Source organism: Peribacillus sp. YIM B13482, from assembly GCF_042787975.1.
Taxonomy (GTDB): domain Bacteria; phylum Bacillota; class Bacilli; order Bacillales; family DSM-1321; genus Peribacillus; species Peribacillus simplex_A.
The window spans coordinates 15,610-27,911 of sequence record NZ_JBHZPF010000058.1; the positions used below are offsets into that span (position 1 = coordinate 15,610).

Consider the following 12,302-nt stretch of genomic DNA (forward strand, 5'->3'; position numbering starts at 1 on the left):
AATTAATACTCGCTCTCATTGAAACCATAATCGCGAAGCTGGCTGGCTTTGTTACGCCAATCCTTCTGTACCTTTACCCAAAGTTCCAAGAAAACTTTCGAGCCCAATAAGTTTTCGATGTCCACTCTGGCACGGCTACCGACTTCTTTAAGCATTTTCCCTTGCTTTCCGATGACGATGCCTTTTTGTGAATCACGCTCGACAACGATCGTCGCCATGACATTAATGGTATCACTGTTATCCATTTTTTTAATTGAATCGATGACAACAGCCACTGAATGCGGAATTTCCTCACGCGTCAGGTGCAATACCTTCTCGCGGACCAATTCGGAAATGATAAAACGTTCCGGATGGTCGGTCACTTGGTCAGCTGGATAAAACTGGGGACCTTCAGGTAGGTGTTCCTTGATTTGTTCAAGCAATGTATCGACGTTATTTCCTTCAAGTGCAGAAATCGGAACGACTGCCGCAAAAGGGTAAAGCTGTTGGTATTTTTCAATGATTGGAAGTAAATCATCTGGATGCATCGCATCTATTTTGTTTACAACCAGGAAAACAGGAGTTTTTACGGTTTGAAGTTTTTCGATGATAAACTCGTCACCGCGTCCGTATCCTTCAGTCGCATTGATCATGAAGAGAATCAAATCGACTTCTTTCAATGTATTCGTTGCCACTTTCATCATGAAATCCCCAAGCTTATGCTTTGGTTTATGAATGCCGGGTGTATCAATGAAAATCATTTGTGAATCGTTTTGCGTAAGTACGCCTTGAACCTTATTTCTTGTAGTTTGGGGTTTATCACTCATAATCGCGATCTTTTGACCGATGACCCGATTCAGAAATGTACTCTTTCCAACATTAGGTCGTCCAATTATCGAAATGAAACCTGATTTGTAACCTTTTACTTGTGTATCATCAAATAATTTATCCATTTAAATCCTCCGGTGAAAAAGCTCCTGGAAGCAATTCCTGTACTGTTAGTTCTTTTATATCCCCATTTAAGTTGGTCAAAACAACCGGCATATCCTGGTCGCACAGTTCTGAAATAACCTGCCTGCACGCCCCGCATGGAGAAACAGGACCATCGGTATCTGCCACGACTGCAAGTTTAGTGAACTTTTTATCGTTATGGGCATAAGCGCTGAATAAAGCGGTCCTTTCGGCACAATTACACATGCTGTACGCAGCATTTTCTATATTACAACCATGATAGACCTTCCCATCAGTGGTCAAAAGGGCTGCCCCCACTTTAAATTTGGAATAAGGTACATAAGCTTTTTCTCTAGCTTTTTTAGCTTCCTCAATCAATTCATTCGTATTCAATTCACATCTTCCTTTCAAATTGAGTACCATTTGGCAACCTACAGGCCAAACTTAGGCAAAAAGATAATCAATCCAACTATTATGGAGAATATAGCATATATGAATACTGCGCCGGCTGCAATATCTTTTGCCTGCTTGGCAAGGGGATGGATTTGATCCGTCACCAGATCAACTACCCTTTCAATCGCTGAATTAACGAGCTCTAACGTAATCGTACCGGCTATGGCCGCCAAAATGAAAAGCCATTCCATCCCATTCAATGAGAAATACCAGCCAAAGAAAACGATGATTGCCGTTAACGCGAAATGAATCTTAATGTTGCGTTCCGTTCGAACAGCCTCCAAAATTCCCTGACAGGCAAAAGAGAAACTTTTTAATAATGGATACCTTTTTTTACCCTTCTCTTGAAAGTCCATATTCTTCCAAGATCTCCTTTTGTTTCGTAAACATCTCTTTTTCATCTTCTTCATTCATGTGGTCGAAACCTAATAAATGAAGAAAGCCATGCAGTGCTAAAAATCCAAGTTCACGATCGAAAGAATGCCCATATTCTTCAGCCTGCTCTTTCGTGCGTTCAATGGAAATGATAATATCGCCTAATATGCGGGGCATTTCCCCCCCGACAATTTCCACTTCATCTTCCCCCATTTCTTCAAGTGCAAAAGAAATGACATCGGTTACTGAATCTTTATGACGATATTCTTTATTGATTTCCCGAATTCTCTCATTGTCTACAAATGTAACTGATAGCTCGGTATCTTTTTCAATGTTTTCTTTTTTAGCCGCAAATTGCAGAATGCTTTCAACAAGTCGCTGAGCTTCTTCCGTTACTTCGTTCGTTTCATCCATTAAATCGATAGCTAAAATCATTCTTTCACCTTCTGTCCTAATTTATCCGCCTCCGGATATTCAATCCTGGAGTGGAAGATACCATTAAGCGATTCACATAAGGAATGCTTCACGATACTCAATTCTCTCATAGTAATGTCACATTCATCAAATTGACCATCTTGAATCCTGTCCTGAATGATGAAACTTACCAGTTCTTCAATTTTCTCTGGGGTTGGGTGCTGCATCGATCTGACTGCAGCTTCCACACTATCGGCAATGCCTATGACAGCTACTTCCTTCATTATCGCCCTCGGCCCGGGATACCGGTAAGCCGATTCCAGTGTGGCATCATCCTGTTTTTTTGCCTTATGGTAGAAAAATTTCAATAAAGTTGTCCCATGATGCTGCTCTGCAATATCCACTATCTCTTTCGGGAATTTGTGGCTTCGCAGCATCTCACCGCCATCTACGGCATGAGCGATGATGATATCCCTGCTCGTTTCAGGCGGCAGCCGATCATGCGGGTTCTCCACGTTCATCTGATTTTCGATGAAGAAGTGCGGCCGTTTCGTTTTACCGATATCATGATAATAACTGCCGACCCTTGCCAGCAATCCATTAGACCCAATGGCTTCACAAGCCGATTCTGCCAAATTGGCGACCATTACACTGTGATGATAAGTCCCCGGAGCCTCAATCAAGATCTTCCGCAGTAACGGATGATTGGGATTCGAAAGCTCGATAAGCTTAATAGATGATAAGATCCCGAAACCAGCCTCGAAAAACGGTAAAAGGCCCATGGTCAAAACAGCTGAACCAACTCCAGAACCTATCGCAGCAACAGCATAATATAAATACTCCATTCTAGTATAATGGCCGTCCATGATGAAGATAAGCGAAAATACGAATGCCATATTGATTAAAGACAATAGTAGCCCTGCAACCAGAACCTTTGATTTGAAATTGGGCCGCGATAAAATGATGATTGCCGTCAATCCCCCGAAAATGATATAAAGCCCCATCGAGAAATCCAGATTACCAGGCGTATCACCATTAAATATAATCGTACCATATGAACCTAACAATATGATCATGGCTACCGCTAACTTATCGTTCAATAATATCTTGATGAGCATCGCCGCCATGGCACCCGGGAAAATGTATTCCAAATTCGAGTTTTTCAGGTCTGCCAGAATGCTGACCGTTTTCATGGTAGCCATTGAAAGGATAAAGACAAGACTGAAGATCAATAACTGATTGTACTTGTTATCCTTTTTGGAAATGGAAAAGTAGAAAAAGTAATAAAAAGCGGCAAAAGTCAGAAATATGAATAGCAGCAGGCCGATATACGGGTAAATGGTAGACTCCGTATTTAAAAAGCCTGCCAGTTCAAGCTGCCTATATACATCCCTGTCCACTAACTGGTTCTCTTCTACGATGATCTGTCCCTGGAGGATTCTGATTGGCTCCACGCTTTCGACCGCTTTCCGTCGCTGTTCCTCGGTTTTATCCTTATCGAAAAACACATTCTGAATGATTGCCGTGCGCGCTAGGGAATTGGAAGCTTTCTTCATATCGCTATTAATGCTCATATAGCCCAATTCCTCTACAACCTTTTTCTTGGCATTTTCGACGTCACTGGCAGCGATGCGGGAGCTCATCACATTATTCACGGCAGTAATGGTTGAATCTTTCGCTATTTTCAACTCATCTTCATCCGCCTGGACTAAAGCAAGGAAAACGGATTCCTCAATATTTTTATTGACTTCATCGGTCAATTTTTCTTTTAATATGGAAACTTTTTGAGCATCCGTCTTTATGGTCCCTTTTTTATTTTCTTTACCATCATCATCATGCTCTTTATCGGGGTCCGTTTCTTTATTCACCTCAATCGCTGAATCGAAGATGGATGAAATCAGATCGACTTTATTTTTGGCATATTCTTTTTTTAATGAATATACATCAGCCACCTGTTTTGAAATCTCTTCTTTTTCTTGTTCGGTCTTATAGGTATCTTCCACAGTCTTCGTTGAACGGATTGTTTGTTCCGAAGGCTTAAAAAGCTCTACCTCGACCTTTTCCGGCTTGACGTTGGAGAACATTAACCCATACGCAAACAAACCAAGTATGATAAACAATAACACTTGAAAAAAGCGATGGACCAACAGCCCTTTTATTTTAGTGAAAAATTTCTGGATACGATTCAAGGAAGGTCCTCCTAAAAAATGATGTTTATTATTCTAGATATGTAAAATCATAACAGTTTTCATGTAAATTTTCACCTCGTATTGATAAATGTAAACCTTCTTTCGTTCCATATCCACTTTTTAGCCAAAAAGATAGGTCATTTAGTCACATCACGAAAAATCCGCCGATTGAAAATGGCGGATTTTTTTCTTATCACTTTGCCTGCTCGTAAGCAGTAATGATTTTGGCGACAAGCGGATGTCTTACTACATCACTTTGCTCAAAATAAACAAAGGAAAGGCCTTTAACATTCTTCAAGATCTCTTCTACCCGTATAAGACCTGACTTTATGCCTTTTGGAAGGTCAATCTGGGTCCGATCTCCCGTAATGACCATTTTCGATCCGAACCCTAGCCGGGTCAGGAACATCTTCATTTGGGCTTCCGTCGTATTTTGGGCTTCATCCAAAATGACAAAGGCATCTTCAAGCGTACGGCCCCTCATATAAGCCAGAGGAGCTATTTCGATCGTTCCGCGCTCTATCATCCGTTGGGTCTGTTCCATCCCAAGGAGGTCATGGAGAGCGTCATACAGCGGCCGTAGGTAAGGATCTACCTTTTCTTTTAGATCACCAGGCAGAAAACCCAGGCTTTCGCCCGCTTCGACGGCAGGACGTGTCAGGATGATCCGTTTTACATGTCCATTTTTCAATGCATTGATCGCCATTACAACAGCAAGATAGGTCTTCCCGGTTCCGGCAGGCCCAATTCCAAATACCAGGTCATGTTTCTTTATTGCCTGGATATAGTATCTCTGCCCGATAGTTTTGACTTTAATGGATTTCCCCTTAGCCGTTTTCGCGATTTCCTCATCATATAATTCACCAAAATACTCCAAGGTGCCTTTTCTTGCCAATTCAATTGCATAAAGCACATCTCTAGAGCTGATTGCAATTCCTTTTCTGATCACTGTCAATAGTGCCTTAAGTATTTCCTGTCCCATCGTTACGCGCTCGATATCCCCGGCAACACTCACCGCTTCACCCCGGGTAATGACGGAAATGCCTAGCTCCTCTTCAAGCACTTTCACATTTGAATCCCCATTGCCCAATAAAGCGATCGCTTCATTAGGTGACTCTATTTCCAGCTTAATTACTTTCACATCATCTGCCATTCGTTAGTCTCCTTGAATGATTGGCTGTCCAATCGCTATATCTTCAATAACTTGGTAATGTATAGATAATTTAACTTTACCATTCTCTATGCTTTCGTGCAAAATTTTTTCTTCGACGATTTCATCTTCCTCGTCTAAATGCTTTTCCAATTCTGCTTTAGCCATTTTCCTGCCTTCCTTCACCGCTTCTTCCTCTGTATAACTCCGAACAATGTCTTCCTTGCTCCTTAAGGTCACCTGTTTATAAGAAATGGGCAGTTCCCATTGAAGAAAGTGAAACGGCCTCACTGTCGTTTCTTTTACCTGTTTTTCATATCCCGGATCCTTGAATCCCCAAATAGGCAGTGAAAATTCCCCCATTTTCAAAAAGTGCCTACTCGTTTCATTTCCGTTAAAAACAGCAAACTTGGTTTTTAACGGAACATCCACTTTCGCTTTATACCACGTTTTCCCTTTTATTACTCCCTTTGCGGATACAATTTCCTGTTTATCCTCTTTTCCAATCAGTCCTGAAACAAGAAGCTGTCCTTTTCCTACATAATCATTCACATTAACTATAGATTGTCCCTTTTCAACGAACATATTAGTGATGATCGCTTTTTTGGAAGCTACCAAATTCTGTGGAGATGTTTTCTCGACTTCTTTAGGCTGCCGTTTTTCAACAACCCGGAAATGGTATGTCGTTCCCTTTAGCTCTACCCCCACCCATGTCAATGCACCAATCCGGTCCGACAGCTTACGCTGAATCGTATCCACATCATCAACAAAGAATTGCACTTTACCGATCTTCACGCCCATCTTGTCCAATTCTTTCCGGATGGCATGCTCGGTTGCCGGCTTGGCATCTTGTACCTCGATGCCCCATACCATATTGGAAAGTACAAATATGCAAAGCAGGAAAGCGATCAGGCCCACTAAAAATCCGCTGTTTTTCATAACCCTCTTCATGAGGAAAGGGACACCCTTTCCCTGCATGAATTTTACTTTACAATCGCTCTTACGCATGACCTGACGGAGTTTAGGGATATCCCTAACATCCATATGAAAAATCAGGGCTTCGCTGCCGACGCGCTTCACATCCCAGATATGCAGCCCTCTTCTCGTCAGCATGTTAATCAGCCGTTCTGCGCCTTTTCCATATGCCTTCACTTTTACATAGCCTGTATAATAGTTTGTCCATTGGTTTTTCATGGAGACCTCCCGGGATCATTCATTGATAAAATAAACCTTGTCAATTTTGCCTTCGAGCATGATTTCTTCCGGCAAAATCGTCTTTATGACAAAGGCGTTTCCCTTTATCAGCAACTGCCCATTTTTCAGCATCAATCGCACTTCGCTGTCTGTAAAAGCCAATAAGCCACGATGGTTTTCAATATAAATATGTAATTGTCCGATCATTGTAATTCGCGGCAGGTCCATCATGACATCTTGCGGAAGGTCCATTGTTTTGGTCATAAGCTGTTTCACTTTTTTTCCCCAATTGCGTGCCATAAAAAAGAACCCCCTTTCATCTCAATGTATGAAATGAAAGAGGGTTCTAGCACAAAATTATAAGGGAATGAAAGCCTATTTTTTCGTGGCATCAAGGATGTAATGAAAAAAGCCCGGTGTTGCACTCTGTTACCTTCTGGACCTCTGAAGACTTCGCTTCGCCCTTGGCGGTCCCAGCACTTCTGACATGATGATGCCATCAATCAGCTGCTTTTTGCCAAAAGAAGGTCCTTTGCGATAGACCGGACTGCTGTTATCAGATATCGCTGATGTAATTTGATCTGCCTTCGCTTTTTGATATAAACGCTCTTGATCGTACTTCTGCTGAAGCCGTCTAAGCTCAGCAATCCTTTTGTTCGCTTCATTCTTCGTCTCATCGTTTACTTCAACAGCCTGCGTTGCCTGCTGTTCGACTTTCCTTACGGGAGCAGGGGCAGGCCTTTGCTGCTGATCCCCTTGTGACATTTCACCTTGAAGCTCCCGTATGACCTCCTGCCAGTTCTTTTTCGGAGGCCTGTTTGGATCATCATTTTGCTGAGGCTGCTTTTTCTTTCCTAACATGGACGTAAAAATACCGATCAAGACAATGATAAGGAATGGGTTCTTGAGAAAGAAATCAATAATATCTCCCATTTAAAGACCTCCCTTCCCTGACCTAATTATTATTATTGTTGTTATTGCTATCTTTTGGATTTTCGGATATTTTACTGATGGAATCGCGCATATCCGTATCTGCCGTGATGTTTTGGATATTCATATAATCCATCACTCCCAGATTTCCGCTTTTCAGTGCATCGGCCATTGCCAACGGAACTTCCGCTTCTGATTGAACAACCTTCGCTCTCATTTCCTGAACACGGGCAACCATTTCCTGTTCAAGTGCAACAGCCATTGCACGGCGCTCTTCGGCTTTTGCCTGGGCTATTTTCTTATCGGCCTCAGCTTGGTCAGTCTGTAATATGGCCCCAATATTTTTCCCGATATCCACTTCAGCGATATCAATGGAAAGAATTTCGAATGCCGTTCCAGAATCCAACCCTTTTGATAAAACCGTTCTTGAAATCAAATCGGGGTTTTCAAGTACATCCGTATGCATTTTCGAAGCACCGATCGTCGATACGATCCCCTCACCTACACGGGCAATGATTGTCTCTTCGCCGGCACCACCGACTAGACGTTCAATATTGGCACGGACCGTAATCCTCGCCTTTGCTTTCACTTCAATACCATTCATCGCTACACCAGAGATGAAAGGAGTTTCGATCACTTTCGGGTTAACGCTCATTTGAACGGCTTGCAGTACATCCCGACCTGCAAGGTCAATAGCTGCACCCCGTTCGAAAGGTAACACGATATTGGCACGTTCTGCAGCAATTAAAGCATTCACTACGCGATCGACATTACCGCCTGCAAGGTAATGGCTCTCCAATTGATTCGTTGAAACATTGATTCCAGCCTTATGGGCCTTGATAAGCGGATTGACAACCCTGCTTGGTATAACACGGCGAAGCCTCATCCCTACTAATGTAAATATACTGATTTTGACTCCTGCCGCTAAAGCGGAAATCCATAACATTACTGGTACGAATGTGAAAAACACTGCCAATACGATTATGGCAGCAATCACTGCCAGTACAATAAATATCGTTCCTGAAGTTATCACTTAATGATTCATCCTTCCTGTTTCTTAAAATTTTTTAATCTGAATTCGGAATTTCCCGGACGACCACCCTAGATCCTTCAACTTTAACGATCATGATCGACGACCCTTTGGAAATAAAGCTTCCTTCAGTCACGACATCCACTCTTTCATCTTTGATTAAAGCTGTTCCTGAGGGCCTCAAATCTGTAAGGGCCTTCCCTTCCACACCTAATAAATCCACTCGATTCGGATTGCTGACATATCCTTGTTCCGTTTTTGTTGCATCGGTTAATATCATTTTCCTGAAAAATTTCATTTGTTTTCCAAACACCTTTACAAGTAGGATGAATACCAAAATGGATACGGTGACCGCAATTAGCAAGGATATCGTCATATTAACCGGATCACCTGATGCGAGGAATAAACTCCCCACAATCGCCGTAAATCCAAGCAGCCCGATAATCCCCCCTGGGATAAAAAACTCAACTAATACAAGAATGACCCCAATGATGAACATCGCTAACGATTCGTACCCGGTGATACCAGCGACAAGATGACCATAGAAGAATAAGACAAGACTGGAGATCCCAATTACCCCCGGAATTCCAAAACCAGGTGAAAACAATTCAATCACAATCCCGATTCCTGCTATCGTCAATAAAATGGGGACGACAATCGGATTGGTCAAAAAGCGGGCAAGTTTCTCTGGAAAGCTTTCTTCGATTGACCGAATATCGGCATCCTCAACCCCAAGTATACTATACAACTCCGTTTTCCCAGAGACGGTGCCTTCACTATAACCAGCCTTTTTTGCCTGTTCAGCTGTAAATGTCAGCAACTTTCCCCTTTCCGCCCCATATTCGGGAAGGTCGATGTCATCATCCGCCATTGCCTGAGCGAATATGGGATCGCGACCATTTTGTTCTGCAGCAGTCTTCATGGCAGCCAGCCAATAAGATTGGGCTTTCTTACCTGCAGCGTTCCCCGTTGAATCAATCACTGCCGCTGATCCCATAGTGGCACTTGGAACCATATAGATCTCATCTGCACTTAGGGAAATATATGCACCTGCAGATAAAGCCCTGTTATTCACGTAAGCAACAGTCTTAATTGGTGAATCGGACAGTAACTTCGCAATTTCCCCTGCTGCATCCACAGCGCCTCCAGGGGTGTTCACCTCGAATACCACAAGATCTGCATCAGCAGCTTCAGCAGTGGTCAGCGCACGCTCCAAAAAGGCCGAGAGTCCCTTTTCCACCGTTTCTTCAATTGGAACATGGTAAACGATCTTCTCTTTTGCAGAAACCACCGATCCTCCAAATGAAGACATGGTGAACAGCAATCCAAATAAGAGTACAGATAAATAACGCCAAATTTTCAGGCAGAACGCCCCCCCCTTTACCGTCTTAAACGCTGTAAGTGCCTCCAATTTTCAGGAAGATACTTACCAGTAAAATTCAGCCCGCAACTAAAATTCGAATAAGGAGCAAATGAAGCAACCCTATACTCTGTTCTTTAGTTATTACGTATGTATATGAAAAAGGTTTCAAAAAAAGCAAATAAAATTGAAAGTGCCCATATTATCTGTGGCTTCGTTTCAATAATATACGCACAAAAACCAGGAAATACACAAAAACCACAGGCAATTTGCCTGCGGTTAGGTTTCGAGTTTTAAGTTTCGAGTTTAAGATAGATGTTGTTGTACTAATTTGTTTACTAGAGAACCATCCGCTTTACCTTTAACTTTAGGCATTAAAGCTCCCATAACTCTCCCCATATCTGCTTTGGATGTTGCATTGACTTCTTCAATCGTTTGTTTAACAATTTTAGAAATCTCTTCTTCTGAAAGTTGCTTAGGCATATATGCCTCTACGTATACTAGTTCGGTGCGGACTTTATCCACGAGATCGGAACGACCTGCGTTTTCAAACTCCTGGAGGGAGTCTTTGCGTTGTTTTAATTCGCGAGAGAGCACTGTCAATTCTTCATCATCTGTTAAATCTTGTCTCTGCTTCAGTGCTTCATTTTGAATAGAAGCTTTCAGCATCCGAATAACAGATAGTTTGTCCTTTTCCTTGTTCTTCATCGCTTGTTTCATATCATTATTTAAACGCTCGAGAAGACTCATCTTTCCACCCTCTCTTAGAATTTACGTTTTCTTGCAGCTTCAGACTTTTTCTTACGTTTTACGCTTGGTTTTTCATAAAATTCACGCTTCCTAGCTTCCTGAAGCGATCCTGCTTTAGATACAGTACGTTTGAAACGACGAAGAGCATCTTCAAGCGATTCGTTTTTACGAACGACGGTTTTAGACATCTCTTTCCCTCCCTCCGAAAACAACACACTAACTCAAGTTGTCAACATGTTATACATGTACTAAACAATTATAATATATCATCTTTAGCAGGTCAACCAATAAAATCAAACTTATTTTGAATATTATCATGTTATTATCATAATTTTTCTTTAAACCATCATTCAACGGCATGGAAACCCAATTTATAGCATGTCTCCCCTTAACGGACCATAAGTTATTAAAGGGGTGACAGTCATGTATGAACTATTTTTATTCCTACTATTCATTGCGATATTTTTGGCTGGTATGTCAGTTTTACGAATCGGGTTGTTCAATATGTCCGGTGCAGCATTAAAAACATTCCTCTCAAAAGTAACGGATAAACCATGGAAGGGTTTCATGGCCGGAACCATCTTTACAGGGATCTTGCAGAGCAGCTCGGCGGTCATGGTCATGACTGTCGGCCTCGTTTCTGCAGGAAGCTTAACGTTCCCGCAAACAATCGGGATTATTCTTGGAACGAATATCGGATCCACCTTCACGGCAGAGTTCATGACCTTCTCTTTGGATGGTTGGATCATCCCAGGTGTCATCAGCGGCGCTTTCCTTTGCTTCATGCCAAATGTATTATCGCGAAGCTTAGGGATGACACTGATCGGAATCTCGGCCATCTTCGCGGCTATGAGTGGTTTTAAAACGCTTTCGACACCAATTGCAGCCTATCCATCCATACAAACGCTCATCAATTACATAGAGGGCCATATCAGTTATGCCCTATTAGCAGGGATATTATTGACGGCACTCATTCACTCTAGTTCGGCAACCATCGGGATAGCCATGAGCTTTTTGATGAATGGGGAGTTATCCGTCACTTCCGCAATCATCATCATGTTTGGATCCAATATAGGCACTTGCATCACCGGATACATGGCCAGCATCGGGTCTGGTAGACAAGCTGCCTTCACAGCTTATGCACATATTTGGCTAAACGTCATCGGGGTTGCTGCATTCCTGCCTTTTGTGGACATCCTGGTACGAACGGCTGCCTTTTTCACCGAAAACGAGGGGAAACAACTCGCCCATGCTAGTGTCATTTTCAATATCTTGACTTCTTTGGCTGTCTTGCCTTTCGCACGCCAATTCTCCAGCTTCATTCTTTGGGTGCACCGTCCCCCTAAAAAATAAAGGCCTGTCCTAAAAGTCAATGGCTTTGGGGACAATTTCGGCGGTTTGCTCGTGAGTTTTGGTGCTTTACTCGTGATATTGCGCTTTTACTCGTGAATTTCAATTTCCTCCTCAAAATTGCGCGCTTTAGCTTAATTTTGGGGCGTTTTCTTTTGCATTTTCATGACATTCACT

Annotated in this window: 14 protein-coding genes; 1 reads left to right on the forward strand and 13 read right to left on the reverse strand. The window is 42.4% G+C overall.

Annotation, left to right across the window (positions count from 1 at the left end; translation table 11 throughout):
• Positions 1 to 2: 2 nt before the first annotated feature.
• The 13 genes from era to rpsU all read right to left on the reverse strand — a co-directional run bounded on the left by era (position 3) and on the right by rpsU (position 10,963).
• Positions 3 to 932, reverse strand: a complete 930-nt coding sequence (gene era / locus ACFX4L_RS21270; protein WP_061464097.1) for a GTPase Era — start codon at positions 930 to 932, stop codon at positions 3 to 5.
• Positions 925 to 1,323, reverse strand: a complete 399-nt coding sequence (locus tag ACFX4L_RS21275) for a cytidine deaminase (RefSeq protein WP_089361537.1) — start codon at positions 1,321 to 1,323, stop codon at positions 925 to 927. Before ACFX4L_RS21275 ends, era begins: the two co-directional genes overlap by 8 nt.
• Positions 1,324 to 1,361: 38 nt before the next feature.
• Positions 1,362 to 1,739 (reverse strand): diacylglycerol kinase family protein, encoded by a 378-nt coding sequence (locus ACFX4L_RS21280; RefSeq protein ID WP_284470208.1) that lies wholly within the window; start codon positions 1,737 to 1,739, stop codon positions 1,362 to 1,364.
• The gene (gene ybeY, locus ACFX4L_RS21285) at positions 1,717 to 2,193 is read right to left on the reverse strand and encodes an rRNA maturation RNase YbeY (RefSeq protein ID WP_377381487.1); all 477 of its coding nucleotides are present in this window, start codon (positions 2,191 to 2,193) and stop codon (positions 1,717 to 1,719) included. Before ybeY ends, ACFX4L_RS21280 begins: the two co-directional genes overlap by 23 nt.
• Positions 2,190 to 4,361 carry an HD family phosphohydrolase gene (locus ACFX4L_RS21290; protein ID WP_125160692.1) on the reverse strand — a complete coding sequence of 724 codons (2,172 nt, stop codon included), beginning with the start codon at positions 4,359 to 4,361 and terminating at the stop codon, positions 2,190 to 2,192. Before ACFX4L_RS21290 ends, ybeY begins: the two co-directional genes overlap by 4 nt.
• 193 nt (positions 4,362 to 4,554) lie before the next feature.
• Positions 4,555 to 5,514, reverse strand: a complete 960-nt coding sequence (locus tag ACFX4L_RS21295) for a PhoH family protein (protein ID WP_061464102.1) — start codon at positions 5,512 to 5,514, stop codon at positions 4,555 to 4,557.
• A 3-nt stretch (positions 5,515 to 5,517) separates the two neighbouring features.
• Positions 5,518 to 6,705 (reverse strand): sporulation protein YqfD, encoded by a 1,188-nt coding sequence (gene yqfD / locus ACFX4L_RS21300; protein ID WP_061464103.1) that lies wholly within the window; start codon positions 6,703 to 6,705, stop codon positions 5,518 to 5,520.
• 15 nt (positions 6,706 to 6,720) lie between these two features.
• Complete coding sequence (yqfC, locus tag ACFX4L_RS21305; protein WP_034308511.1) at positions 6,721 to 7,005, reverse strand: sporulation protein YqfC; 285 nt, start codon at positions 7,003 to 7,005, stop codon at positions 6,721 to 6,723.
• 129 nt (positions 7,006 to 7,134) lie between these two features.
• The gene (locus ACFX4L_RS21310) at positions 7,135 to 7,638 is read right to left on the reverse strand and encodes a hypothetical protein (protein ID WP_377406111.1); all 504 of its coding nucleotides are present in this window, start codon (positions 7,636 to 7,638) and stop codon (positions 7,135 to 7,137) included.
• A gap of 22 nt (positions 7,639 to 7,660) precedes the next feature.
• Positions 7,661 to 8,650 carry a flotillin-like protein FloA gene (floA, locus tag ACFX4L_RS21315; protein WP_375166284.1) on the reverse strand — a complete coding sequence of 330 codons (990 nt, stop codon included), beginning with the start codon at positions 8,648 to 8,650 and terminating at the stop codon, positions 7,661 to 7,663.
• A gap of 52 nt (positions 8,651 to 8,702) precedes the next feature.
• Positions 8,703 to 9,977, reverse strand: coding sequence for an NfeD family protein (locus ACFX4L_RS21320; RefSeq protein ID WP_377406113.1), 1,275 nt, complete (start codon positions 9,975 to 9,977; stop codon positions 8,703 to 8,705).
• A gap of 354 nt (positions 9,978 to 10,331) precedes the next feature.
• Positions 10,332 to 10,775 (reverse strand): GatB/YqeY domain-containing protein, encoded by a 444-nt coding sequence (locus ACFX4L_RS21325; protein ID WP_377381477.1) that lies wholly within the window; start codon positions 10,773 to 10,775, stop codon positions 10,332 to 10,334.
• A 14-nt stretch (positions 10,776 to 10,789) separates the two neighbouring features.
• On the reverse strand, positions 10,790 to 10,963 hold the full coding sequence (gene rpsU / locus ACFX4L_RS21330) for a 30S ribosomal protein S21 (RefSeq protein ID WP_028391853.1): 174 nt from the start codon (positions 10,961 to 10,963) through the stop codon (positions 10,790 to 10,792).
• Between the two features lie 235 nt (positions 10,964 to 11,198).
• Between rpsU and ACFX4L_RS21335 the strand changes: the two genes are divergently transcribed.
• The gene (locus ACFX4L_RS21335; protein WP_377381474.1) at positions 11,199 to 12,128 is read left to right on the forward strand and encodes a Na/Pi symporter; all 930 of its coding nucleotides are present in this window, start codon (positions 11,199 to 11,201) and stop codon (positions 12,126 to 12,128) included.
• Positions 12,129 to 12,302 lie beyond the last annotated feature (174 nt).